The organism is Paenibacillus brevis, assembly GCF_018919145.1.
Taxonomy (GTDB): Bacteria; Bacillota; Bacilli; order Paenibacillales; family Paenibacillaceae; genus Fontibacillus; species Fontibacillus brevis.
Genome location: NZ_JAHLQJ010000012.1, coordinates 68,088 through 92,973, shown reverse-complemented (window position 1 = coordinate 92,973; position 24,886 = coordinate 68,088). Strand labels below are relative to the sequence as shown.

26 protein-coding genes are annotated in these 24,886 nt (G+C 47.4%); all 26 read left to right on the top strand.

Annotated elements, in window-relative coordinates:
- Positions 1 to 30: 30 nt before the first annotated feature.
- The 26 genes from fliQ to proS all read left to right on the top strand — a co-directional run bounded on the left by fliQ (position 31) and on the right by proS (position 24,842).
- Positions 31 to 300, top strand: a complete 270-nt coding sequence (fliQ, locus tag KQJ23_RS14670) for a flagellar biosynthesis protein FliQ (RefSeq protein ID WP_216479620.1) — start codon at positions 31 to 33, stop codon at positions 298 to 300.
- A 9-nt stretch (positions 301 to 309) separates the two neighbouring features.
- Entirely contained in the window at positions 310 to 1,104 is a 795-nt protein-coding gene (fliR, locus tag KQJ23_RS14665) for a flagellar biosynthetic protein FliR (protein WP_216479619.1), read from the top strand.
- 47 nt (positions 1,105 to 1,151) lie between these two features.
- A complete protein-coding gene (gene flhB / locus KQJ23_RS14660) occupies positions 1,152 to 2,210 on the top strand; it encodes a flagellar biosynthesis protein FlhB (RefSeq protein ID WP_216479692.1) in 1,059 nt (352 codons plus the stop codon).
- A gap of 22 nt (positions 2,211 to 2,232) precedes the next feature.
- Positions 2,233 to 4,269: a flagellar biosynthesis protein FlhA gene (gene flhA / locus KQJ23_RS14655; RefSeq protein ID WP_216479618.1), complete on the top strand. Its 2,037-nt coding sequence runs from the start codon at positions 2,233 to 2,235 to the stop codon at positions 4,267 to 4,269.
- The gene (gene flhF, locus KQJ23_RS14650; protein ID WP_216479617.1) at positions 4,266 to 5,630 is read left to right on the top strand and encodes a flagellar biosynthesis GTPase FlhF; all 1,365 of its coding nucleotides are present in this window, start codon (positions 4,266 to 4,268) and stop codon (positions 5,628 to 5,630) included. Before flhA ends, flhF begins: the two co-directional genes overlap by 4 nt.
- Entirely contained in the window at positions 5,627 to 6,517 is an 891-nt protein-coding gene (locus KQJ23_RS14645; RefSeq protein WP_216479616.1) for a MinD/ParA family protein, read from the top strand. The genes flhF and KQJ23_RS14645 overlap by 4 nt, the downstream gene beginning before the upstream one ends.
- A 27-nt stretch (positions 6,518 to 6,544) precedes the next feature.
- A complete protein-coding gene (locus KQJ23_RS14640) occupies positions 6,545 to 7,948 on the top strand; it encodes a protein-glutamate methylesterase/protein-glutamine glutaminase (protein WP_216479615.1) in 1,404 nt (467 codons plus the stop codon).
- Positions 7,949 to 7,977: 29 nt separating this feature from the next.
- Positions 7,978 to 10,038: a chemotaxis protein CheA gene (locus tag KQJ23_RS14635; protein WP_216479614.1), complete on the top strand. Its 2,061-nt coding sequence runs from the start codon at positions 7,978 to 7,980 to the stop codon at positions 10,036 to 10,038.
- A gap of 54 nt (positions 10,039 to 10,092) precedes the next feature.
- Positions 10,093 to 10,554, top strand: a complete 462-nt coding sequence (locus tag KQJ23_RS14630) for a chemotaxis protein CheW (RefSeq protein WP_216479613.1) — start codon at positions 10,093 to 10,095, stop codon at positions 10,552 to 10,554.
- Positions 10,555 to 10,557: 3 nt separating this feature from the next.
- Entirely contained in the window at positions 10,558 to 11,184 is a 627-nt protein-coding gene (locus tag KQJ23_RS14625; protein WP_216479612.1) for a chemotaxis protein CheC, read from the top strand.
- Positions 11,177 to 11,674: a chemotaxis protein CheD gene (locus KQJ23_RS14620; RefSeq protein WP_216479611.1), complete on the top strand. Its 498-nt coding sequence runs from the start codon at positions 11,177 to 11,179 to the stop codon at positions 11,672 to 11,674. Before KQJ23_RS14625 ends, KQJ23_RS14620 begins: the two co-directional genes overlap by 8 nt.
- A gap of 2 nt (positions 11,675 to 11,676) precedes the next feature.
- Positions 11,677 to 12,096, top strand: coding sequence for a hypothetical protein (locus KQJ23_RS14615; protein ID WP_216479610.1), 420 nt, complete (start codon positions 11,677 to 11,679; stop codon positions 12,094 to 12,096).
- A 15-nt stretch (positions 12,097 to 12,111) separates the two neighbouring features.
- Complete coding sequence (locus KQJ23_RS14610; protein WP_216479609.1) at positions 12,112 to 12,900, top strand: FliA/WhiG family RNA polymerase sigma factor; 789 nt, start codon at positions 12,112 to 12,114, stop codon at positions 12,898 to 12,900.
- A gap of 44 nt (positions 12,901 to 12,944) precedes the next feature.
- Positions 12,945 to 14,354, top strand: a complete 1,410-nt coding sequence (locus tag KQJ23_RS14605) for a flagellar assembly protein A (RefSeq protein WP_216479608.1) — start codon at positions 12,945 to 12,947, stop codon at positions 14,352 to 14,354.
- A gap of 32 nt (positions 14,355 to 14,386) precedes the next feature.
- Positions 14,387 to 14,704, top strand: a complete 318-nt coding sequence (locus KQJ23_RS14600; RefSeq protein ID WP_216479607.1) for a hypothetical protein — start codon at positions 14,387 to 14,389, stop codon at positions 14,702 to 14,704.
- 45 nt (positions 14,705 to 14,749) lie between these two features.
- A complete protein-coding gene (locus tag KQJ23_RS14595) occupies positions 14,750 to 15,394 on the top strand; it encodes a hypothetical protein (RefSeq protein WP_249529783.1) in 645 nt (214 codons plus the stop codon).
- Positions 15,391 to 15,990 (top strand): endolytic transglycosylase MltG, encoded by a 600-nt coding sequence (locus KQJ23_RS14590; protein WP_216479606.1) that lies wholly within the window; start codon positions 15,391 to 15,393, stop codon positions 15,988 to 15,990. Before KQJ23_RS14595 ends, KQJ23_RS14590 begins: the two co-directional genes overlap by 4 nt.
- A 210-nt stretch (positions 15,991 to 16,200) precedes the next feature.
- Entirely contained in the window at positions 16,201 to 16,899 is a 699-nt protein-coding gene (rpsB, locus tag KQJ23_RS14585; protein ID WP_044478382.1) for a 30S ribosomal protein S2, read from the top strand.
- A gap of 119 nt (positions 16,900 to 17,018) precedes the next feature.
- Entirely contained in the window at positions 17,019 to 17,669 is a 651-nt protein-coding gene (gene tsf, locus KQJ23_RS14580; RefSeq protein WP_216479605.1) for a translation elongation factor Ts, read from the top strand.
- Between the two features lie 124 nt (positions 17,670 to 17,793).
- On the top strand, positions 17,794 to 18,522 hold the full coding sequence (pyrH, locus tag KQJ23_RS14575) for a UMP kinase (RefSeq protein ID WP_216479604.1): 729 nt from the start codon (positions 17,794 to 17,796) through the stop codon (positions 18,520 to 18,522).
- Entirely contained in the window at positions 18,523 to 19,077 is a 555-nt protein-coding gene (frr, locus tag KQJ23_RS14570) for a ribosome recycling factor (protein ID WP_044478386.1), read from the top strand.
- A 72-nt stretch (positions 19,078 to 19,149) separates the two neighbouring features.
- A complete protein-coding gene (gene uppS, locus KQJ23_RS14565) occupies positions 19,150 to 19,917 on the top strand; it encodes an undecaprenyl pyrophosphate synthase (protein ID WP_216479603.1) in 768 nt (255 codons plus the stop codon).
- A gap of 20 nt (positions 19,918 to 19,937) precedes the next feature.
- On the top strand, positions 19,938 to 20,741 hold the full coding sequence (locus tag KQJ23_RS14560) for a phosphatidate cytidylyltransferase (RefSeq protein WP_216479602.1): 804 nt from the start codon (positions 19,938 to 19,940) through the stop codon (positions 20,739 to 20,741).
- Positions 20,742 to 20,762: 21 nt separating this feature from the next.
- Complete coding sequence (locus KQJ23_RS14555; protein WP_216479601.1) at positions 20,763 to 21,902, top strand: 1-deoxy-D-xylulose-5-phosphate reductoisomerase; 1,140 nt, start codon at positions 20,763 to 20,765, stop codon at positions 21,900 to 21,902.
- Positions 21,903 to 22,070: 168 nt separating this feature from the next.
- A complete protein-coding gene (gene rseP / locus KQJ23_RS14550; RefSeq protein WP_216479600.1) occupies positions 22,071 to 23,345 on the top strand; it encodes an RIP metalloprotease RseP in 1,275 nt (424 codons plus the stop codon).
- Positions 23,346 to 23,390: 45 nt separating this feature from the next.
- Positions 23,391 to 24,842: a proline--tRNA ligase gene (gene proS, locus KQJ23_RS14545; RefSeq protein ID WP_216479599.1), complete on the top strand. Its 1,452-nt coding sequence runs from the start codon at positions 23,391 to 23,393 to the stop codon at positions 24,840 to 24,842.
- Positions 24,843 to 24,886 lie beyond the last annotated feature (44 nt).

The following is a 24,886-nucleotide window of genomic DNA, read 5'->3' as shown; positions in this document are numbered from 1 at the left end:
GTACTTATATTGATGAAGGGGATGACGGTGATGAGTTCGGAATTTATTATCGGATTGGCCGGACAAGCCGTTTATACCGTTTTGAAGGCGAGTGCCCCGATGATGGTAATCGCATTGGTTGTGGGCTTGATCATCAGTATCTTTCAAGCTACAACCCAGATTCAGGAGCAGACGCTTGCCTTTGTACCAAAGATTATAGCTGTACTGGTTGCTTTGCTGATGTTCGGACCCTGGATTTTATCTACGCTGGTTGATTTTACTTATGGCATCCTAAACAACCTGGCTAATTTCATCGGATAGGCTGATTATATGATGACAGAGCTGATTGTACAGAGTATTTCAGTCTTTATGCTTATCTTTTGTCGAATGACCGCATTTTTTGTTGTTGCGCCTGTTTTTTCATCGCGAAATATACCGACATCCTTTAAGATCGGTATTTCAGGGATCATTTCTTTATTCATTTTATTGATCCAGGGAGTAAATCAGCCTGTACCTGCAGATCTGGAGTATATTCTTTTGATCTTGCGAGAGGTCCTGATTGGATTATTAATGGGTTTTGTGGCTTATATGATATTCGCGGTTATTCAAACAGCAGGCTCGTTCATTGATATTCAAATCGGTTTCGGGATCGCTAATGTGATTGATCCGATGACAGGAACATCAGCACCGGTAATCGGTAATTTCAAGTATATCTTTGCAACTCTGATCTTCTTCAGTATCAATGGCCATCACTATTTGCTTGATGCGGTTATCCGGAGTTATAACTGGATTCCATTAAACAATGATGTGTTTCTAAGGTTAGCCTCTGGGAATGTTACGGAGTTTCTGGTTAGCGCATTTGGACAGTCCTTCGTACTAGCGTTCCAAATGGCCGCCCCGCTAATTGCAGCACTTTTTCTGACGGATGTTGCATTAGGATTTCTGGCTCGTACAGCACCTCAATTCAATGTTTTTGTCATCGGCATCCCTTTAAAAATCATTGTAGGTCTTGCCATGCTGATGCTATTGGTTTCCGGTTTTGTTTATGCTTTCGAGCATTTATTCGAAGTGATGTTCCGTGCGCTTCATAATCTGTTCGGAACCTTAGGGAATCAACCGTCATAGATTCGGGAGGTTTGTTCGTGACGCATCGGTATAAGCTTAATTTGCAAATGTTCGCCGGAGAGAAAACCGAGAAAGCAACCCCGAAAAAACGGCAGGATGCAAGAAAGAAGGGACAAATCGCCAAGAGTCAGGAGATACCGGGAGCTGTCGTGCTGATCAGCGGATTTTTTAGTCTTCTCATGTTCGGCGGCTATTTTAAAGAAAAGCTGGTCTCTCTATACAGTGACATTTTCCTGAATCGTCTCACCATGGACGTGAATTCGGAAAATGTAATGATGATGTTTGGCGAGTATGGGATTCAAATTTTGCTGTTGCTCGCACCGATTTTTTTGGCGGTATTTGTCATGGCGGTTGTAGCCAATTACGCTCAAGTAGGATTCCTGTTTACTGGTGAGCTTTTGAAGCCGAAATTCAGCAAGCTCAATCCGCTTAAAGGGTTGAAGCAGATTTTTTCTATGCGCTCTCTGATGGAGTTTTTTAAATCTATTATGAAGCTGATTATTATAGGATACCTCGTATATTCAACGTTATGGGGCGAGAAGGATCAGTTAGCCGGCTTAAGCCGTATCCCTGTAGAACAAGCATTTTATTTCACCGCAGACATCACAATGAATCTCGGTATCAAAATTGCTGCCGCCCTTCTGGTGCTGGCAGTGGTGGATTTTTTATACCAAAGGTACGAGCATGAAAAAAATCTGAAAATGTCGAAACAGGACATTAAAGATGAATATAAGAAGATGGAGGGCGACCCTCTAGTTAAAGGGAAGATCCGTGAGAGACAACGCAGAATGGCATTACAAAGAATGATGCAGGAAATCCCCAAAGCGGATGTTATTATTACGAACCCGACTCACTTTGCTATTGCGCTGAAATATGACGGTTCTAAAATGGATGCTCCTCAGGTTGTGGCAAAAGGTCAGGACTTTGTTGCCCTTCGAATAAAGGAGATTGCGAAGGAGCATGGCGTTATTACGATTGAAAATAAGCCGCTGGCCAGAGCGTTATTCCAGAGAACAGAGATTGGGGACAGTATTCCCGGAGATTTGTTCCAGGCGGTCGCCGAAGTGCTAGCCTATGTATATAAGCTTCAAGGAAAAGTGAGATAGATAAGGGATCGGAGGAGAAACGGTGAAGAGATTTAAAGATGTGTTCATCCTGGTTGGCATAATCGGCATCGTTCTGATTATGATTGTTCCGATCCCGACCTGGCTGTTGGATGTCCTGTTAATACTTAACATTTCTATTGCACTCATGATTTTGCTGGTCGCGATGAATACAAAGGAAGCGTTGCAATTTTCGATTTTTCCTGCATTGCTCCTGATTACGACATTATTCCGCGTGGCATTAAACCTGTCGACAACAAAACTGATTCTGGGCGAAGCTCATGCCGGTGATGTTGTCGCAACCTTCGGCTCATGGGTATCAGGGGGCCAGCCGGTCATTGGCTTTGTTGTCTTCCTGATTCTCGTTGTAGTACAGTTCATTGTCATTACGAAGGGATCAGAACGCGTAGCAGAGGTTGCGGCACGCTTTACCCTCGACGCGATGCCAGGGAAGCAAATGAGTATTGATGCGGACCTGAATGCAGGCTTAATCAATGAACAACAGGCGAAAGAGCGCCGAAGCAAAATCGAGCGCGAGGCTGATTTCTATGGTGCGATGGATGGTGCGAGTAAATTCGTTAAAGGGGACGCTATTGCAAGTATTGTTATCCTTCTAATCAACTTGATTGGCGGCTTTATCATCGGGATGACAATCCATGGAATGTCCTTTGGAGACTCGCTCTCTACATATTCCATCTTGACGATTGGTGATGGTTTGGTAAGCCAGATTCCTGCACTGTTAATTTCTACGGCTGCGGGTCTGATCGTAACGCGGGCGTCCTCGGAAGGGAACCTGGCAGATGATATTACAGGCCAGCTGTTTTCATATCCTAAACTGCTTTATATAGTTGCCGGAACTATTGCTGTACTAGGATTGTTAACTCCGATCGGTCCTTGGACTACACTACCTTTCTCAGGTCTTTTGATCTTTGCGGCAATTCGAATGAAAAAGAATTTGGATAAGAAGCAATTCGAGCAAGAGGTTCAAGAGGAGGAACAACAGATCGAAGAAGTTCGCAGTCCAGAGAGTGTTATTAATTTGCTGCATGTTGACCCTATTGAATTCGAATTTGGCTATGGCTTAATTCCTCTTGCTGACACAGGTCAAGGAGGGGACTTGCTAGACCGAATTATTATGATTCGCAGGCAATGTGCACTTGAATTGGGCCTCGTTGTTCCGGTCATTCGTATTCGCGACAATATTCAACTAAAACCGAACGAATACGTCATAAAAATTAAAGGAAATATCGTTGGCGGTGGTGAATTATTACTTAATCACTATTTAGCGATGAGCCCTGGGTTTGATGACGATTCCATTTCGGGTATTGAAACTCAAGAGCCGGCATTTGGTTTGCCGGCGTTATGGGTAGATGAGGCTACAAAAGATCGGGCTGAATTATCCGGTTACACCGTTGTTGACCCTCCTTCTGTAGTAGCAACTCATCTGACGGAACTCATTAAGAAGCATGCGCATGAGTTGTTGGGACGTCAAGAGACAAAGGCGCTTATCGACAACCTCAAAGAGAACTATGCTGTGCTTGTTGATGAACTGATTCCATCGGTGCTTTCGGTGGGGGATGTTCAGAAGGTGCTTGCCAAGCTGCTTAGAGAGAAAATTTCGATTCGGGATATGGTTACGATCTTTGAGACGTTAGCCGACTACGGGACTTATACTAAGGACCCTGACGTATTAACAGAATACGTCAGACAGGCACTGTCGAGACAAATTACACAGCAGTTCACCCAGCAAGGGGAAACAATGCAGGTGATAACTGTAGGACCATCCCTGGAGAAGAAAATTTCTGAAAGTGTACAGCAGACCGAGCAAGGCAGCTATTTGGCTTTGGACCCAGTCTCCACACAGACCTTGTTCCAAAAGCTGTCCGAGCAGATTAACCGCTTGCTGCAATCGGGCCAACAGCCGATTGTGCTGACATCGCCGACGATCCGAATGTACCTGCGTCAAATCATTGAACGCAGCATGCAGGACATTCCGGTTCTATCCTACAGCGAGCTTGAACCAACAGTAGAAATTCAAAGCGTCGGAGTGGTGAACCTATGAGAGTAAAACGCTATATCGTCGACACGATGCCGGATGCTATGGAGAAAATCCGCAGTGAGCTTGGCGCAGATGCTGTCATTCTCAGTACGAAGGATTTAAAGGTTGGCGGGTTTTTAGGAATGTTCGGCAAGCGAAAGATCGAGGTCATTGCAGCTACAGAAGAAAATGAAAAATCTGCATCAAAGGGTGCTTCTGCTAACAGGGCTTCAGGAATGAAGCCACCGTCAGCTGCACCCGTCATCCGCCCGGCGGTTCCGGATGCCTACCGCAAATCAGCGCAAATGTTTGCGGCAGCTGCGTCAGAAGCGATGAAGAGTCCGACTCCGCCTACAACTTCACCAGAAGAGGATAGAGAGGCAATTCTTGCCGCCGCTGCTTCAATCAAAGGATTTGAAGAAAGACGCCAGCCCGTTAGGAATGTCTCTTCACATACGCAGGCTGCTCCATTGGAAGGAAGAATGGAAGATAGCAAGCGTAGTGCGGCGGAAGAAAGATTGCTGGATGAATTTAGAGAAATGAAGCTCTGGATCGGGCAATTGGCCAAGCAACAGAATCGAAGCCGTGAGATGCCTGAGTTGTTACACCAGACTCGTAACCGACTGACCGAGCAGGACCTGGATGAGGAGTTGATCGATAATTGGATCGAGTCCGCATATCAGGATTGGCTTGATTCCGGGAAGACGGCCAGCGATGAACAATTAAGGACGGTACTTCGTAAAGCGGTGAGTTCCTTCTTGGAGGACAGAATCGGGGATGGGATTCGAAGCGATACAAAAATAGTATACATTGCAGGTCCGACTGGAGTAGGGAAGACGACAACGATTGCCAAGCTTGCCGCTGACCAAATCTTTCGGGCTCGCAAAAAGGTTGGCTTTATTACGGCTGACACCTACCGGATCTCAGCAATTGAGCAGCTTCGCACTTATTCATCCATATTAAATGTCCCGCTTGAGGTGGTTCAATCACCGGGGGATGTGCAGCGGGCGTTGCAGCGCTTGTCGGATTGCGATCTGATTCTGATGGATACTGCCGGTAGAAATTACTTGAACGAGCTTCATGTCGCCGAGCTTCATAGTCTTCTCAATTTCGAGAAGCATAGCGAAACCTATCTCGTACTCAGCCTGACGTCAAAATCGCAGGATATGATTAAAATTACAGAGCACTTCAGTAAGTATGGGTTGGATAAAGTGATTTTTACCAAACTGGATGAAACGGCAAGTGTCGGGCCGATGTACAATTTACTTCATCAATACCCACTGAAGGCCTCTTATATTGCAAACGGACAAAATGTTCCGGATGATCTTCTGCTGGTAACTCATGAGCTGATGCTGGATATGATTCTGGGGGCTGGATCGTCATGAACGATCAAGCTGAAGCGCTCAGACAACTGGTATCAAGGCGAATCGACACAGAGGCGACAGCTTCAGACAAGCCGGTCCCAGCCCGAATTATAACCGTTACTAGCGGGAAAGGAGGCGTTGGAAAATCCAACTTTACCTTGAACTTTGCACTGGCTTTAAAGTCTTTGGGTTCTAAGGTGCTCATCTTTGATGCCGATATTGGAATGGCCAACATCGATGTTCTGATGGGGGTTAGATCAAGGTACAATTTATACCATCTGTTAAAGGGTGAACGTAATATTCAGGAGATTGTTGAATTAGGAACTAATGGGCTTCCCTTTATTGCCGGTGGTTCCGGGATGGCGGATTTATTCACTTTATCCGAATCTGATTTGAATTTCTTTACTTCTCAAATTGAGCGAATTGCCGGAGAAATGGACTTTATTATTTTTGACACAGGCGCAGGATTGTCCAAGGAAACCCTGAAGTTTATTACTTCTGCGGATGAATGTCTGGTTGTCACCACTCCGGAACCAACCTCGATCACAGATGCGTACGCGCTAATTAAAGTGGTCCATGGCCTGGAAGAGAATGTGTCCTTCCGGCTGGTTATCAATCGTGTGACGGATGAATTAGAAGCAAGGCAGGTTGCTGATAAAATCTCGCTTGTTGCACAACAGTTTTTGAAGATGGAAATTCCTACTCTCGGATATATGAGTGACGATTCTCATGTCATGCAAGCAGTCAAAAAGCAGATTCCCTTTACTGCTGCGTATCCCGGATGCGTTGCAGCGAAAGATGTCCATAGCCTGGCTATGAAGTTTTTAAACGTTCCACCAAAACACTCAAAGGATACTTTGTCAGGAATCAGAGGATTTATGCACAAATGGCTCAGACTTGCGAAATGATTCTGAATAAAGAAATGGAGTGGAACAATGATGCCTTACAAGGTGATTGTTGTTGACGATTCGGCCTTTATGAGAAGAATTATCTCTGATCTGATCGAGCACGAGCCGGGCTTTAAAGTCATTGGAACTGCAAAGAACGGACGGGAAGCCATTGATTTGATTGGAACTCATAAGCCGGATTTAGTAACCATGGATGTTGAAATGCCTGAAATGAACGGACTTGAAGCTTTGGGCCTAATCATGCAGCAGCATCCACTGCCTGTCATTATGTTCTCGGGTATTAATGAGCAGGGGATGCGGGAGACGATTATGGCACTGGAACTTGGTGCATTTGACTTTATCCGCAAGCCATCCGCATCGACCAGTTCACATGATATCGAGCAGGTAGGACAGCAGCTTAGAGAACAGCTGCGAGCGGCTATGAATGCAGTGGAGAGAAGAGCGGCAAGGCAAGCTGCACTTGCAGCCAAGACGCCGGAGCGCCTCCCGCCGACTTCTCCAAAGCCGGAAGTGGCCAGCACGGAGAAATCCCGGTCTGATTCGGGCAAGTCTCTTCCGAAACCCGTTAAAAAATCCGATGACTTGCGTAATAAGCCTGCCAAGACAATACTGCCTTCCCGGAGTAAGACTCTTCCAGATCGGATTGATTCCGGGGTAGCCCGGAAGAAGGCGGAAACCTTGCCTACGGTGGCGCCCATTAAAAAATCGCGTGAAAGTCATGCGGTTTCCGATTCGGCATCTACGGTTGACAAGCAGCCTGCAGTTCGAGCCAAACTTACGGAACGAACGGAACCGATAGAGAAATCTGGTGTTCCGCAAAGGGCTGTTCCATCCGAGCCGAAATTGCGCACAGACTATACGGATCTGGTCGCTATCGGTACTTCTACCGGCGGACCTAAAGCTTTGAGGGCTGTTCTTGAACAATTGCCGGAAGCATTTCCAGCGCCGGTGATCATCGTTCAGCATATGCCCCCGAATTTTACAAAATCACTTGCCCAGCGATTGAATACCTTGACGAAGCTGAATGTGGTTGAAGCAGAAGAAGGCATGGTTCTGCAGGCGGGAGAAGTGTACATTGCTCCCGGCGGATATCACATGAATGTGACCGCATCAAGAGATGGAAGTCTAAAGGTCGCCCTTTCCACTGAAGCGCCACGAAATGGCCATAGACCTTCTGTTGATGTGATGTATGAATCATTGTTGCCTCTTCGAACGCTAAAACGCCATATTGTGCTTCTAACCGGGATGGGCAGTGATGGAGCGAAAGTGATGAAGCTATTGCATGACAACGGAGTAACCTCTACGATTGCTGAAAGCGAGGAAACCTGCGTTGTCTACGGAATGCCGAGATCGGCAGTGGAATTGGGCTGTGTCAATGAAGTGCTGCCATTATATGAAATCGGCAAAAGGCTTGTACAAGTTGTGAAATAAATGGAATCTCTTGAAGGAGGTGCCTCACCATGGACATGAACCAATATTTATCCATGTTTATCGATGAGTCGAATGATCACTTGCAATCATTAAATGAAAATATGCTGGAGCTGGAGAATCGTCCTGATGATTTAGGGATCGTACAGGTGATTTTCAGATCAGCCCATACGTTGAAAGGTATGGCGGCAACCATGGGATTCGAGGACTTGTCCTCGTTGACGCATCAAATGGAAAATGTGCTTGATCTGGTTCGTAATGAGAAGCTGAAAATGCAGGAGTTTATCTTTGATACCCTGTTTCAAAGTCTAGACGCGCTTCAATCGATGGTACAGGATATTACCCAGGGCGGAGAAGGCAAAGCGGATGTCAGTTCGATTGTGTCTTCGCTTCAAGCGATTGTCCGTGGTGAAGAGCCAGGCGGCAAGCAACCGAAACAAGAAGAGAAGGAATCAGCTTCATTTAATGAATCAGCGATCCATCTCGATGAGTTCCAATTTTCTGTATTGGATCAATCCATTACAGAAGGCCATAAAGTTCTATACATTGAAGTAACTATTCGCAAGGACTGTCAGCTTAAGGCTGCGCGGGCCTATCTCGTATTTGATCTTCTGGAGCGCTATGGTGAAGTTGTAAAATCTTATCCTAGTGTGCAGGAAATTGAGCAAGAAAAGTTTGATCGCAGCTTCTCCTTATATTACATAACCCAGAAGGAAGCAGCTGAGCTGAAGAGCCTGATCTTGAATTTGTCTGAGATTGACTCTGCTGAAGTTGTCCTGCTTGATCATGAATCACTTACAGAGCTTAACAGCGGAGTAAATGAGGCGGCAGCAGCCAGTGCGCCAGCTCCGGTAGAGAAAAAGGCGGATTCGGCTGCGCCATCCTCCGCGGACAAAAAAATACCGGCAAAAGAAGCGGCCCGGCCAGCAGCGGGCAGCGCACCTTCACGCACGATTCGGGTGGACATCGACCGCTTGGATGTATTGATGAACTTGTTCAGTGAATTGCTTATTGACCGTTCAAGGCTGGAACAGTTGGCCTATGAAGTGAAGCGAAGCGATCTAACCGAGACGGTGGAGCATATGAGCCGGGTCAGCAGCGATCTGCAGAATATTGTGCTGAAGCTGCGAATGGTTCAGGTAGATTCCGTATTTAACAGATTCCCGCGGATGGTACGCGATCTAGCGAAATCGCTGGATAAGAAGATCGACCTTATTATTACAGGGGCCGAAACCGAGCTTGACCGGACGGTCATTGATGAAATCGGCGATCCGCTGGTACACTTGCTTCGCAATGCCGTCGATCACGGGGTCGAGCATATTGATGAGCGGGTTGCTGCCGGCAAACCGGAGACGGGCACCGTTAAGCTGAGAGCTTTCCATAGCGGCAATCATGTGTTCATTGAAATTGAAGATGACGGAAAGGGAATCGATCGCGATAAGATTCTGCAGAAGGCGCTGAGAAATGGCGTGGTCAAGGAAAGTGAAGCGGCCAGTATGACTGATGAGCAAGTGTATATGCTGCTCTTCGCACCAGGCTTTAGTACAGCAGAGATCATTTCCGATATTTCAGGTCGAGGCGTAGGCTTGGATGTCGTTAAGACGAAGATTGAATCGCTTAGCGGTGTCGTATCCATAGAGTCAAAGCTTGGTCAAGGCACAAAGTTTTCCGTTCAGCTTCCACTGACCTTGTCCATCATCTCGGCGATGTTGATTAAGGTGGGGACTGAGAAATATGCCATCCCATTGTCCTCCATTGTGGAGACCGGCCTGATTCAGCGCAACCAGATCCGCAAGGTTCATGGGTACACAATGATTCCTTACAGAGATACACATATTCCTTTAATGTCGCTCAGCGAGTTGTTCAGTGTACCTGGATTTGATGAGAGCGCCGAGGAAGAAACGGAGATTGTAGTCGTCCATAAAGGAGATCGTCTAGCTGCGCTGACTGTTGAGGATTTCATTGGCCAAAGTGAGATTGTCATCAAAAATCTGGGCAAGTACCTCCCTTCGATCCAAGGTGTGGCGGGAGCAACGATTTTGGGAGACGGTCAAGTCGCATTAATTATCGATCCGAATGCATTTATTAAGTAGATTGGATTTTTGGATTTGATCACATAGCCAGGTAATATGAAGGAGGTTTCTCTCATGGGAGAAGAAATGAAAGTAATCGTGTTCAAGCTTGGAGCAGAAGAATACGGAATTGAAGTCGATAAGGTTCAAACCATTGAACGGATGATGCCGATTACCCGTGTTCCCAAGACATTTTCCTTCGTGAAGGGCGTCATCAATCTTCGCGGTGTCGTCATTCCGGTGATCGACCTGCGGGGAAGATTTGGTCTTCCGGAGGCTGAATACACAGATCAGACCCGAATCATCATCGTAGTAGCTAATGAAATGGAAGTTGGCTTTATTGTAGATTCAGCAAATGATGTTATTGATCTTGATAGTGATTCAATCGATTCTCCACCGGATGTTGTGGGAGGAGTCAAGGCTAAGTATCTTCATGGAGTTGCGCGAATTTCAGAAGAACGCCTCCTCGTAATGCTTAATCTCTCGGAAGTGCTGAATCGGAATGAAATCATTCAACTGGAAAGCTTAGAGGGCTAACCTGTGGATTTATTTAAGAACTTTGAAGAATTTAAAATGGATGTGCTGAAGGAAGTCGGTAATATCGGTGCGGGCAATGCGGCGACTGCCCTTTCAAGACTTCTCGATAAACCGATTGATATGGCCGTTCCCAAGGTTCAGATGCTTCCCTTCGAAGCCATTGCCGAACGAGTTGGAGGAGCGGAGAAGGTCGTTCTGGCCGTCTTCTTTCGGGTTGAAGGGGATACGCCGGGAAATCTGTTTTTCATCCTTAGTCCGGAAGCAGCCAAGAAACTGCTGCACCGCCTGGCAGGAATACAAGTAGAGGATGATGATCAGTTTTCGGAAATGGAATGGTCCGCACTTTCAGAGATTGGCAACATACTTGCTGGTTCCTATATTTCTTCACTGGCGGATTTCACATCTCTCTCTATGACGCCAACCGTTCCTGCGCTTGCGCTGGATATGGCCGGAGCTATTCTTGGATACGGACTTTTGCAGTTCGGTGAAATGGGCGATTCAGCGTTATTGATTGATACGACTTTTATTGAAGGCCAGCATGAGGTAGAAGGACAGTTTTTCTTGATTCCAGACCCCGAGTCCTTTGCTAAGATCTTTGCCGCCTTAGGAGTACCTTTACAGGATGATTGATGAACATCTGATCGTTAAGGTTGGGATGGCCGACCTTAACATCACTCATACGGAAGGCTTGATCCGTACCACTGGGCTAGGATCGTGTGTCGGGGTAACATTGTTTGACCCTAAGCTTAAAGTGGCAGGATTAGCTCATGTAATGCTTCCATCCTCAGAGATTGCGAGAGAAGGGGCACTGAATATTGCCAAGTATGCAGATACTGCCGTTCCTGAACTGGTCCGGCGAATGAATGAGTTGGGTGTAGTGACCAGTCGTCTTGTCGCGAAAATGGCAGGCGGCTCTCAAATGTTTGCCTTTTCGGGATCTGGGGATTCGATGCGAATCGGTCCTCGGAATGTGGAGTCTTGCAAGCTGGCGCTGTCTGAACTAGGAATTCCTCTGATTGCGGAGGACACCGGGGGCAACTACGGTCGTACGATTGAGCTTGATTGTGTGACCGGCATATTGTTCATACGCAGTGTACAAATGGGTATAAAGGAATTGTAGCTATGGCAGGTAAAATAAAAATTTATTTTCTACTCGGTTTCATAGGCTTTTTAATCACTTATGCAGTGTCTGCCGGAAACAACATGTTTATGACCAGCTTTGTCCGGGGGCTAATTGCATTTGTAGTGTGGTTTTTGCTCAGCTATATCGGAGGATGGGTATTTGAATTCCTGAAAGAGCAAAATGCTGGTGAAGATGATGAGGTTATCTCCGCTATCTTGCAAGCACAAGGAAAGGGCGACAATCTGGATCTGACTACACCTGACCAAAGTGACGAACTTAATGATCTGTTGAAGCAACCCGTGGATTCAACTTCACAGAATATTGAGTTTGCTCCATTAAATCCACCTAAATTATCCAAAATTGACGACAAGGATCCTGAAGAGCTGGTTAAGGTTGTTCGTCACCTGACAGAAGAATAGGGAGGGTGAAGGCAATTGAACGAGCGGAAGACATCCACTCTGAATTATGCTGATGTTTGGGAGCAGTGGAAAGAACAAGGCGATTTAGAGGCGAAGAAACAACTGATCGAGAAGTACTTGCATATTGTTGACTATGTTTCAGGACGTCTGGCTGTAGGTCTGCCGAAGAACGTTTCCAAGGATGATCTTGCCAGCAATGGAGTAATGGGACTGATTGACGCCGTGGAGAAGTTTGACTATAAGCGCGGGCTTCAATTTGAAACCTATGCTTCATGGAGAGTTCGTGGAGCGATTTTGGACGGCTTACGCCAAGGGGATTGGGTTCCTCGTTCCGTAAGAGAGAAGGCCAAAAAGATCGAAGAGGGCTATCAGCAACTAGAACAGCAATATCTTAGATCTGTCACCGATGCAGAAATAAGTGATTATCTGAATGTTAGTGAAAAAGAGTTTCAATCCATGCTCCAAGAAGTAGCTGTAATGACCATTTGCTCTTTGGAGGATCCGATTCGCGAGGAAGAATCGGAGACCCGTCTAACTTTACTTGTTGACGAAAAGGCAAAAAACCCTGATTATAAGGTTCAGGAGTTCTATTTAAAAGAATCATTAGCTAAAGGCATTGAAAAGCTGACTGAGAAGGAACGTACAGTGATATCTTTATTGTACTACGAGGATCTGTCACTTAGTGAAATTGCGGAAGTTATGGCGTTGTCGCCTTCACGCATTTCCCAACTTCATTCCAAAGCAATTCTGCGACTCAGGGGTAATTTGGACAAGCATAAAGATCTGTTGATGCGTGAAGATTAATGAGCTTCTATTTTTGACCATTCTGGTGGAGGGAGGAATACTTCATGGAAATGTTGGAGGACCTTGCTCAAATTCTAAGTGTGACAGTAAATGAGGACCGGACCATCGCTTATCTACAATTTATTGTGAAAGATGAGAACTTCTCATGCACGGCTGAAGTTTTTCGAAGTTTTTTGCAGGCGCAGGGGGTTAAATATGGGATTCAGGAGGATATTGTAAGGCGATTTGTCTTGAACCCGAAGGAGTACTTTTATAGTAAGACGCCGATTGCGATAGGTGTTGAACCACAAGATGGCGAGAACGGAAGGATCCGTTATTCCGTCCCGCTTGAAGATGACCACCATCATAAACCAACAGAAAATGACGATGGCATCGTCGATTTTAAAGATGTCAACCGATTGAATAATGTTCGACGGGGGCAACTGATTGCAGAATTATTGCCTCCTTCTCCGGGCAGAGCAGGGCAAGCCGTTACCGGGGAGCAAATTGCCCATAAACCTGGTAAACCTGCGCTGTTGAAACTGGGTAAGAACGTAGTGCTAAACCCGGAACAAAATGCAGCTTATGCAGCTATTGATGGGCTGGTTACACTGACAGATAAGGGGAAACTGAATGTTTTTCCAGTATATGAAGTTAACGGGAATGTGGACTATAGTACTGGGAACATTGATTTTGTCGGTACAGTTGTCATCCGCGGGAATGTCTTGACAGGTTTTAAAGTCAACGCTTCCGGGGATATTCGTGTTATAGGCGGCGTAGAGGGAGCAGAGCTTTATTCCGAAGGTTCGATCGAAATTACCGGAGGAATTATCGGGTATAACAAGGGACTTGTTAAAGCTGGTAAGACAGTCAAGAGTTCATTTATTCAAGACGGAAATGTCATTGCCGGTGAAGATGTCATCGTTACCCAAAGCATTATGCATTCCAATATTCGTGCAACCCGGGATGTCATTTGCAGTGGAACAAAGGGCCTGATAGTCGGAGGGAATATTCAAGCGGGCGAGAAGGTTACGGCTCGTATCATCGGTAATCCCATGTCCACAATGACTTCAATTGAAGTCGGGGTGCTGCCTGAGCTTCGCAATGAATTAAACGATCTTCGGGTTCAGTTAAAGGATACTATGATGAATTTAGACAAAAGTGAGAAGGCGCTTGCATTGTTGGATCAGCTTGCATCGACGGGCCGTCTAACCCCCGATAAGGTTGAGATGCGGTCCAAGCTAGGATTAACAAAGAAATCGCAGCAATTGGAATTGGGCGAGATCAAGGAACGGATTCTCACGATAGAAAAAGCTCTTGAAGATACGGGACGGGCCCGGGTTGAGGTGCTCAAAATGATCTATGGCGGCTCTAAAATCGCAATCGGAAGATATACCAAATATGTCAAGGAACCGATTTCGAGAATGTCCTTCTACTTTAGTGAAGGTGACATTGGAATGTCGTCTTATGTCTAACCGCTAAATAGCTCAATCGATGAGGTGATTTTATGAACCTGAAGGCTGTCGAGATGCAAATAGCAGTCCCGAGAACCGGGGAAGCGGGCCGGGTTCAGCAGGATGCACAGCAGCGTCCGGCCATCGAGCAGAATATGTTATCTGCAGAACAATTGAAGCATCAGGAACATCAGCGGCAGCGCAGCACCGGAGTCGATGAGAGCGCGCAGAATACGACAGTCAAGAGAGAGGGCCAGCAGTCGGGACAACACCAAGGTCAAGCCCATGCCGAGGAACAAGAGGAAGAACAGAGCAAGGATCGCCCTGCTGCTCATCCGTTTAAGGGAAAGCATATTGACTTCTCGTTGTAACGTCGTTGTACTACATATATTATTACACCAAAGGTGAGGATCGTATTGTCATTTGGAGAACCCTGGTTCTATATCGTTCTGTTGGGCGCAGCAGCACTCCTTTATGCGTTCATGCTTCCTGCACGAAGTGATTCGGCCAAGCCTGGACGAGGCGGACACGAAGAAGTTGAAGCTACCCTGGAACAGTATATGGCGGAAATTGAAAAGGAAAATAATGAATTGATTGATCTCGTATCCCAAATGAAGCAGGATTTCGCAGCGAAGCAACTGTCTCAACAGGAACAGCTTGTGGAGCTTCGGCAACGTCTAAATGAGGTTGAACTGGCTTCCCGGGAAAATGGAGTAAAGCTAGGAGATCTGGAGCTTAGCGTTAATACAGTGTCAACGAAGGTCGTAGAAGGGAATCCTTATTTACAGCCCGAACCGGCCAGTATTGCTCCAATCGTTCCTTCTGCGGCCATTGGGGACGCATTTTCCGAGGCTGCTCCTGTGCTAGAGATCATTGAAGAGACTGTTCCTGAGGAAGAGCCGCAAGAGATCAATAATCCAACTGTTCGTGAGCGATATGCAGAATTGTTCGAGCTGTATGCTCAAGGAAAGTCATTGGATATGATCGCAAAGGCTGTCGGAATTCAGCGGGGCGAAGTGCAACTTATCCTTCAGCTTGCTAAGAAGGAGGACTCGCAATGATCCGTAACCGCAGCTTTATGCTTGGCTTGGGTGCTGGGCTCATTGCCGGTGCGCTTCTACTTCAACTGATGCTGCTTGGCCAAGGCAGTTTTAACAAGGCTCAAACCCGTGAAGAGGTTGAACGCGCGGCAGCGTTATTAGATCTGAAGGTAGTCGGGGAGCATGAAGAGCTAATGACCAAAGAAGAATGGAAAGCTCAAGAGCAGCTGGGCTCAGAGCTTCAACCGGATAGGGACGTACCATCCGTAGCAGATCCAGACTCGCCGGAATCCCCGGTTTCTCCGTCGTCGCCGTCCACAGAAGATGAAAACGATGGAACGGGCAGTGTGGAATCCGGTTTAATGGAGGATTTGGCTAATCAAGGCTCTTATATCGAATATAAGATTTCTGGCGGCACGACACTTTCCGGAGTTGCTGACGGGCTGCTGCGTGCCGGCGTTATTAGCGATAAGGCTGAATTTCTAAAGCAGGCAAATGCCCAGAAGATCAATTATACGGTGCGCGCAGGAACCTATCAGTTCCTTGCCGGTGAGGATTATGCCTCGATTATCAAGAAGCTGTCGCCTTCTAAAGCATCCAATTCAAGCAATAATTAACAGAGAAGCTCCTGATTTCAGGGGCTTCTCTGTTTACTAAGCAACATGATTTCAATTGTTGCATCGCTATTTCAGTTATGGTATATTAATTGACGGTGTTATAACGCACGCTGGCTGATTTCGGGAAGGGTGCTCCAGGTAGGAGTCTTCACGGAAGGTGAATCCGGCGGAGGAAGCATCAAATAAAACCAAACTAGGAGGTGCGTGAAGATGGCAGTAATCTCCATGAAACAACTGCTTGAAGCAGGCGTTCACTTCGGACACCAAACACGTCGTTGGAATCCGAAAATGGATCGTTATATCTTCACAGAAAGAAACGGTATTTACATTATTGACCTGCAAAAGACGGTCAAGAAAGTGGAAGAGGCTTATAACTTCGTTAAGAGTGTAGCTGAAGACAACGGAACTATCCTGTTCGTTGGCACGAAGAAGCAAGCTCAAGATTCCGTGAAGGAAGAAGCTGAGCGCGCTGGTCAATTCTACATCAACCAACGTTGGCTCGGCGGTACGCTGACTAACTTCCAAACCATTCAAAAGCGGATCGACCGCCTCAAGCAACTGGAAACTTGGGAAGAAGACGGTACTTTCGCCGTTCTGCCTAAGAAAGAAGTTATCATTCTCCGTAAAGAGAAAGATCGTCTTGAGAAATTCCTCGGCGGGATTAAGAACATGAAGGGTCTTCCAAGCGCTCTGTTCGTAATCGATCCCCGCAAGGAACGTATTGCGGTTGCGGAAGCCCGCAAATTGGGCATCCCTATCGTTGGTATCGTTGATACGAACTGCGATCCGGATGAAATCGACTATGTAATTCCAGGCAACGATGATGCGATCCGTGCTGTTAAGCTGTTAACCGGCAAAATGGCTGACGCTGTAATCGAAGCTAACCAAGGTGAGCAAACTACAGCTTAATGCTGTAACTCGACATAGGTTATGAATTAAATGAAAAAGGGTGGTTGGTAGGTGTCAAACCTCTCACTGCCCTTTTTTTAAGATGAATAGACTATACTTATTATGGAGGTTAATACAATATGGCAGTAGATGCAAAAGCGGTAAAAGAGCTACGTGAAAAAACAGGCGCAGGGATGCTTGATTGTAAAAAAGCGTTGGAAGAAGCAAATGGAGACCTGGCAAAGGCTTCTGAGATCCTTCGCGAGAAAGGTCTGGCAGCTGCAGCGAACAAGGCTGGCCGCGTTGCAACTGAAGGCGTTGTCGAGTCTTACATTCATGCCGGAGGCCGTATCGGCGTATTGGTTGAAATCAACTGCGAAACAGACTTCGTGGCAAAGACAGATCAATTCAAGGATTTTGCTCGTGACGTAGCTATGCATATCGCTGCGATGAGCCCTCGTTATGTTCGTCGTGAGGAAGTTCCTCAAGATGAAATCGAGAAGGAGAAGGAAATCCTGAAGGCACAAGCGCTGAACGAAGGCAAGCCTGAAAAAATCGTTGAAAAAATGGTTGAAGGCCGCATCGGTAAATACTATGAAGAGTTCTGCTTGCTGGAGCAAACCTTCGTTAAGGACCCAGACAAGACTATCTCTGCTCTGGTAAATGAAAAAATCAGTGCGATTGGCGAAAATATCTCCATCCGTCGTTTTGTTCGTTATGAGCTGGGCGAAGGCCTTGAGAAGAAAGTGGACAACTTCGTAGAAGAAGTTATGTCCCAAGTGAAGCAATAATTTAGAAGCTAACTGCAAACGAACAAACTAAACGTTTGAATAGATGGAACACGCCGTGTTCCTTCTTTTTTAAACTGAGACCCCTTTTCGGAGTCAAGAGAGGTCTAAAGTGGAGGTATACAATTTGGAACAACCAGTCTTTAAACGCGTTGTCTTGAAGGTCAGCGGAGAGTCGCTTTCCGGACAAAATGGATATGGCATTGATGCCGACACGATTTCATCAATTGCCCAGCAGGTGAAGGAAGTTACCCGTCTTGGGGTTGAAGTGGCCATCGTATGTGGGGGCGGCAACATTTGGCGCGGTATTGCCGGCAGTGCGAAAGGGATCGATCGTGCAACTGCGGATTATATGGGGATGCTCGCGACGGTAATGAACTCGTTGGCATTGCAGGATGCGCTGGAGCAAATTGAGGTTCCGACTCGTGTTCAAACCTCGATTGCGATGCAGCAAATCGCTGAGCCCTATATTCGCCGCCGGGCCATTCGGCATCTGGAAAAGGGCCGTGTCGTTATTTTTGCGGCAGGTACGGGCAATCCGTTCTTCTCGACAGATACCACCGCTGCTCTCCGCGCTGCAGAGATCGAAGCCGAAGTGATTCTGATGGCGAAGAACAAGGTTGACGGCGTATACTCGGCAGATCCGTTCCTGGATCCTAGCGCCGAGAAATATGAGGTGTTAACCTACCTTGAAGTGCTTAACAAAAACCTGGGCGTAATGGACTCCACAGCCTCCTCGCTGTGCATGGACAATAACATTCCGCTCATCGTGTTTAATATAACCGAGCAGGGCAACATCAAGCGTGTCGTACTCGGTGAGAAAATCGGGACGATTGTCAAAGGGAGTGTAGATTAAATGCCACAAACGATCAAACAACATGCTGAAGAGCGCATGGATAAAGCGATCCAGGCACTTAAACGAGATCTTGCGACGCTTCGTGCAGGAAGAGCAACGCCTGCGCTGCTTGACCGGATCCAGGTAGATTATTACGGTTCACCTACCCCGGTGAATCAGCTTGCCAACATTAACACGCCGGATTCACGCACCTTGATGATTCAGCCTTGGGATAAATCCTCGCTGTCCGAAATCGAACGTGCGATTCAGAAATCGGATCTGGGACTTACTCCGGCTAATGATGGCTCGATGATTCGGCTGTCGATCCCTCCTTTAACAGAGGAGCGTAGGGTGGAACTGGTGAAGATGACGAAGAAATTCGGAGAAGAAGCCAAGGTGGCTATCCGGAACATTCGTCGGGATGCCAATGACGATATCAAGAAGTTGGAGAAAACCGACATCTCTGAAGATGAATCACGCAGACACCAGGAAGATATCCAGAAGACGACCGATAAATATGTTGCGGAAGTCGAAAAAGTGCTGGCGGGAAAAGAAAAAGAGATCATGGAAGTTTAAGAGATCATACGCGGCCCCTCCTTTTACGGTGGGGTTTTGTCTCTTTTTCATCACCGGCTTGGAGGAACTATAATGATCAAGTTATTTAAGTCCTGGCGGAAAAAAGCGAATGCTCCGGAGGCCATGGCAACCGACCTTGATAATATACCGAAGCATGTTGCCATCATTATGGACGGAAATGGAAGATGGGCTCGTAAGCTTGGTCTTCCGCGTATCGTTGGCCACAGAAACGGAATGAAGGCAGTCAAGCGGGCAACAATGGCGGCTGATGAACTCGGAATTTCCGTGTTGACCCTTTACGCCTTCTCCACGGAGAACTGGAAGCGTCCCAAGGAAGAAGTAGATTATTTGATGTCACTTCCCCAGGAGTTTCTTGCGCTTGAACTTGAAGAATTGATTGAGAAGAATGTCCAGGTTCGGATGATGGGACATACAGATGAACTGCCATCCCATACCTTTGCTGCCATGGAAGAAGCGATGGAACGGACAAAGCAGAATACCGGACTTATTTTGAATTTTGCATTGAATTATGGAAGTCACCGTGAAATTACGGAAACCGTGCGGGGGATTGCGGAGAAGGTGAAAACAGGCGATTTATCGCCGGAGGACATTACCGAGCAACTGCTGGGTTCATCCCTGCTTAGCGGAGACCTGCCTGATCCGGATTTGTTGATCCGTACAGGAGGAGAACTGAGGCTGAGCAATTTTATGTTATGGCAGACGGCTTACAGCGAATTGTGGTTCACCGACCTCTACTGGCCGGAATTCGGACGCGCGCAGCTTGTGGAGGCAGTCGCAGAATATCAAAGACGCACCCGGAGATATGGCGGATTATCCTAGCGGATGGAAGGAGTGGCGAGTTGAGACAAAGGATGATTACTGGAATCGTTGCTGGAGCCGGCTTCCTTGGGCTCTGTATGCTGGGCGGACTCTGGTACCATGTATTGGTCCTGCTGATGAGTCTGATTGGTTATTATGAATTCGTTCGTATGACCGGCATCCGCCCCTTCCAGGGAACAGCTTGGATCGGCTACCTTGGTGTTCTCTACACTGTGTTCCCTTGGGATCTCCTCGGGCTCGCGATGCCTCTGGATCTCCTGCGCAGCTATTGGCTGCTCATGTTCCTGTTCCTTGTAATTACCGTAATCAGTAAAAATCAGATCCCGATCGGTCAAATGGCCATGCTGTTTTTGGGAATGGTCTATATCGGAATCGGTTTTCATTACCTTGCGGTTACACGGAGCGCGGCAGACGGACATGGGCTGTTCTGGACATTCCTGATGCTGGCGGCCATCTGGAGCAGTGATGCGGGGGCTTATTTCACCGGACGGCGGATCGGCAAGCATAAGCTATGGCCTGCAATTAGCCCGAATAAGACGATTGAAGGAGCAATTGGAGGCATTGTCGCTGCCGTAATTGCGGCCATTCTGTTTGCCGTGTTCTCTGGAGGTATTCTCGGAATCGGGCAAGCCCTATTGTTAGGATTATGTGCAGCTGCAGTCGGACAAATGGGCGACCTGATTCAATCCGGATATAAAAGAGTGTATGGAATTAAGGATTCAGGCACTTTGCTGCCCGGCCACGGCGGAATACTCGATCGCTGCGACAGCTGGATTATCGTATTTCCGTTCGTACATATTTTGCAGTTGCTACCTATTTTCTGATAACAAGATGAGGTGAGCTTGATGAAAAGGATATCGGTAATCGGCTCCACAGGCTCAATTGGTACCCAAACGCTGGACGTGCTGGAGCAGCATCCTGGACAATTTTCTGTTGAAGGATTGGCTGCCGGTAGAAATATTGAGTTGTTTCTGGAGCAAGTCCGTCTGTTCAAGCCGAAAAAAGCTTCTGTAGCGGACAAGGGTGCCGCGGATTCGCTGCGTCCTTTTCTTCCGGCTGGAGTGGAGCTGTTTTACGGCGAGGAAGGCTTGACCGAGGTGGCAGCGGGGACCGATGCGGATACGGTGGTTACAGCGATTGTAGGCAGTGCAGGACTTCCGTCTACACTGGCAGCGATTGATGCGGGAAAGCATATTGCCTTGGCCAACAAAGAAACATTGGTGACAGCAGGTCATCTGGTTACCGAGCTGGCCCGTAAAAAGGGTGTTTCATTGCTGCCGGTAGACAGCGAACATGCTGCGATCTTTCAGTGCTTGAATGGAGAGCGTCTTGGCGATGTGGAGCGGATTGTGCTCACTGCCTCCGGCGGATCCTTCCGTCATTTGAACCGCGAGCAATTGCAGCAAGTGACGGTGGAGGATGCGCTCAAGCATCCGAATTGGTCGATGGGGGCGAAGATTACGATTGATTCCGCGACGATGGTCAACAAAGGACTGGAAGTTATGGAAGCCCATTGGCTGTTTGGAATGGACTTTGAACAGATCGGTGTGCTGCTTCATCCGGAGAGTATTGTCCACTCCTTCGTTGAATATCGTGACGGCAGCGTGATTGCCCAACTTGGCAATCCGGACATGCGCGTTCCGATTCAATATGCCTTGACCTATCCAGAGCGCTGGCCTTCGGAGACTAAGCGCCTTTCCTTGTCAGAGGCAGGACAGCTTCATTTCCGCGAGATGGATTTGGAGCGTTATCCTTGTTTAAGAATGGCCTATGAATGTGGTAAACTAGGTGGGACAGCACCAAGCGTGTATAATGCGGCAAATGAAGTCGCGGTTGCACGGTTTTTGAACGGTGAAATCCCGTTTTTGCGTATTGAATCCTTGATTGAGGAAACATTGTCCAGACATACGAATCATTCGGCGGATGATCTGGATACGATATTTGCCGCCGACCGCTGGGCTAGAGAGATTGCTTCATCGATTTAATCCCTTGAATCACTTCGTGACCAAGAGATGACTCTTTGAACAACCTCTTTAAGAGCAGTCTTTTTTCAGCCGGAAAGTTCCATCCCTGTATTCTCTTGTGAACATTCGGAGAATAATGATAATCTAAAACCATGTGGACGATCCGCGGCCCAAAGGAGGATGCCTAGATTGGAATTGCTTAGAATCATATTTCTGACGGTTTTTATGTTCTTCATTATTGTGACGGTACATGAATGGGGACATTATTACTTCGCCAAGCGTGCGGGTATTCTGGTGCGTGAATTTGCCATTGGATTCGGTCCGAAGCTGTTTTCCTATAAAAAAGGGGAGACGCAATTTACGCTTCGCCTGCTTCCGTTCGGCGGATATGCGCGGATGGCTGGTGAGGATCCAGAGCTTGTGGACCTAAGTGTCGGACAGACGGTAGCTCTCCGCCTGGAGGGGAATGAGGTTCGCAAGATCTTCCTTGACCGGCTGGACAGCCGTAAAAATGTGATTCGCGGCGAGGTTGTAGAAGAGGATCTGATCGACCGCCTGCAGGTGACGCTTAATGTGGACGGCGAGACGCTCCGTTATCCGGTTCATCCGCAAGCAATGCTAGTTGCAAAAGGCAAGGAGACGCAGATCGCACCAAGAGACCGCCAATATGGAAGCAAGACGGTTGCTCAGCGGGCTTTGTCTATTTTTGCCGGCCCCTTGATGAATTTTATCCTTGCGTTTGTACTATTTGCTTTGCATATCCAAATGGCTGGAATTCCTGAACCCGACCCAAGTCATCTTGAGGTGGGCGAGGTCATTCAGAATATGCCTGCCGAGGATGCTGGAGTCCGTCAAGGCGATATTATTGATACCGTTAATGGAATCAAGGTTGGAACAGATGCCAACGGTCTGATCGAGATGATTAAGGCTTCTAAAGATAAAACCATGATTTGGACCGTTAAACGGGGAACACAGACCATCGATATTACGTTGACCCCTAAAGCGGTCGATGAGCAGGGGGATGCAAAGGTCGGAACCTCGATCATTACCTTTTATCCGACACGCAGCGCATCCTTTGGCGAGACCTTTACGGTAGCTGGGGATAACATGGTCTACACGACCAAGGCGATATTCCTCGGCTTCAAGCAACTGATCAATCAGTTCTCGATGGATGATCTGGGCGGCCCGGTTCGTACCTTTGAAGTGACAGGACAGATTGCGAAGCAAGGCATTGCACAGCTGACGTATTGGGCAGCGATCCTGAGTCTCTATCTTGGTATATTCAACTTATTGCCGATTCCGGCATTGGACGGCAGCCGGCTGATCTTCCTGGCAGTGGAGGCCTTGCGCGGCAAACCGATAGATCCGAATCGGGAAGGGCTGGTACACTTTATAGGGTTTGCCATGCTGTTCTTGCTAATGATTGCAGTTACCTATAACGATATTTTACGCTTGATCGGATAAACGAAATATTTCAGTTGTTGAACTAACGGGAGGACATGAAAGGTTATGGCTAATGAGGAGAAGCAGTTTGTAACGGAAATTACGCCGCAGGGAGAGGACTTTTCCCGGTGGTATATCGATGTCATTAAAAAAGCGGATTTGATGGACTACTCGCCAGTACGGGGATGTATCGTATTCAAGCCGGACGGCTATGAGATCTGGGAGCATATTCAAGCTGAACTGGATCGCCGCTTCAAAGAGACAGGACACCGCAATGCGTACTTTCCTCTATTTATCCCCGAAAGCTTCTTCCAGAAGGAGAAGGAGCATGTTGAGGGCTTCAATCCTGAGCTGCCTTGGGTGACGGAAGCTGCTGGCGAGAAGCTGGAGGAACGTCTGGCGATTCGTCCTACCTCGGAGACAATGATTGGCCATATGTATGAAAAATGGATTCAATCATACCGGGATTTGCCGGTACTGATTAACCAATGGGCCAACGTGGTGCGCTGGGAGAAGCGGACATTGCCGTTCCTGCGTACAAGCGAGTTCCTGTGGCAGGAAGGCCATACCGCCCATGAGAATGAACAGGATGCGCGTGAAGAAACTATGCGGATGCTGGAAATTTACCGTGATTTTGTGGAAAATTATTTGGCGATTCCGGTCATTGTCGGACAGAAAACACCATCGGAGAAATTTGCCGGCGCTGTAGATACCTATTCGATTGAAGCCATGATGAAGGATGGACGAGCTGTCCAAGCAGGAACCTCTCATTATTTGGGTACTAATTTTGCTTCTGCGTTTGATATTCAATATTTGAACCGGGACAATGTTCAGGAATATGTGCATACCACTTCATGGGGAGTAAGCACACGGTTGATTGGATCGCTGATTATGGTTCATGGCGATGACCACGGGCTGGCGCTTCCGCCAAAAGTTGCTCCGAAGCAAGTAATGATTATTCCTATCGGACCTCCAAAGACGCGGGATGCTGTGGTCGGCAGAGCGGACGAGCTGTTTGCCGAGCTTAAGAAGAATGGGATTCGGGTTGGCATCGATGATCGTGCCGACGTGCGTCCTGGTTGGAAGTTTAATGAATATGAAATGCGTGGGGTGCCGGTTCGCCTAGAGATCGGTCCGCGTGATATGGATAACGGAGTTTGCGTATTGGTATCGCGAATTTCCGGAGAGAAGAAGGTTATTGAGCAAGATCGGTTAGTGGAAGAGGTTCAGGCGATGCTGGATCAGGTGCATCAGGAAATGTACGAGCGTGCCAAGGCTTTCCGTGAAGAGCATTTCTATTCCGTGGATACGCTGGATGAAATGAAGGCAAGCATTGAGGAGAAGCGCGGCTTTACATTAGCCGGATGGTGCGGATCTGAGGCCTGCGAGCGTCATGTGAAGGATGAGACGGGTGCTACGAGCCGTAATATCCCGTTCCAGCCTGAAGTAACCAAGACAACCTGTCTTGTCTGCGGTGAAGAAGCGAAGCATACGGTTGTTTTTGCCAGAGCCTACTAAGGAGCTTTTGATCACGAAGGTTTTCAAGAGGTTGTTTAAAAATG

Bases quoted from the DNA above. Each gene is read 5' to 3' on its own strand.
- tsf (WP_216479605.1), top strand. From the start codon at position 17,019: ATGGCAGTAGATGCAAAAGCGGTAAAAGAGCTACGTGAAAAAACAGGC.
- KQJ23_RS14590 (WP_216479606.1), top strand. From the start codon at position 15,391: ATGATCCGTAACCGCAGCTTTATGCTTGGCTTGGGTGCTGGGCTCATT.
- KQJ23_RS14630 (WP_216479613.1), top strand. From the start codon at position 10,093: ATGGGAGAAGAAATGAAAGTAATCGTGTTCAAGCTTGGAGCAGAAGAA.
- fliR (WP_216479619.1), top strand. From the start codon at position 310: ATGATGACAGAGCTGATTGTACAGAGTATTTCAGTCTTTATGCTTATC.
- KQJ23_RS14615 (WP_216479610.1), top strand. From the start codon at position 11,677: ATGGCAGGTAAAATAAAAATTTATTTTCTACTCGGTTTCATAGGCTTT.
- KQJ23_RS14605 (WP_216479608.1), top strand. From the start codon at position 12,945: ATGGAAATGTTGGAGGACCTTGCTCAAATTCTAAGTGTGACAGTAAAT.
- KQJ23_RS14640 (WP_216479615.1), top strand. From the start codon at position 6,545: ATGATGCCTTACAAGGTGATTGTTGTTGACGATTCGGCCTTTATGAGA.
- KQJ23_RS14620 (WP_216479611.1), top strand. From the start codon at position 11,177: ATGATTGATGAACATCTGATCGTTAAGGTTGGGATGGCCGACCTTAAC.
- KQJ23_RS14600 (WP_216479607.1), top strand. From the start codon at position 14,387: ATGAACCTGAAGGCTGTCGAGATGCAAATAGCAGTCCCGAGAACCGGG.
- proS (WP_216479599.1), top strand. From the start codon at position 23,391: ATGGCTAATGAGGAGAAGCAGTTTGTAACGGAAATTACGCCGCAGGGA.
- flhB (WP_216479692.1), top strand. From the start codon at position 1,152: ATGTTCGCCGGAGAGAAAACCGAGAAAGCAACCCCGAAAAAACGGCAG.
- frr (WP_044478386.1), top strand. From the start codon at position 18,523: ATGCCACAAACGATCAAACAACATGCTGAAGAGCGCATGGATAAAGCG.
- rpsB (WP_044478382.1), top strand. From the start codon at position 16,201: ATGGCAGTAATCTCCATGAAACAACTGCTTGAAGCAGGCGTTCACTTC.
- KQJ23_RS14555 (WP_216479601.1), top strand. From the start codon at position 20,763: ATGAAAAGGATATCGGTAATCGGCTCCACAGGCTCAATTGGTACCCAA.
- fliQ (WP_216479620.1), top strand. From the start codon at position 31: ATGAGTTCGGAATTTATTATCGGATTGGCCGGACAAGCCGTTTATACC.
- KQJ23_RS14645 (WP_216479616.1), top strand. From the start codon at position 5,627: ATGAACGATCAAGCTGAAGCGCTCAGACAACTGGTATCAAGGCGAATC.
- uppS (WP_216479603.1), top strand. From the start codon at position 19,150: ATGATCAAGTTATTTAAGTCCTGGCGGAAAAAAGCGAATGCTCCGGAG.
- KQJ23_RS14635 (WP_216479614.1), top strand. From the start codon at position 7,978: ATGGACATGAACCAATATTTATCCATGTTTATCGATGAGTCGAATGAT.
- flhF (WP_216479617.1), top strand. From the start codon at position 4,266: ATGAGAGTAAAACGCTATATCGTCGACACGATGCCGGATGCTATGGAG.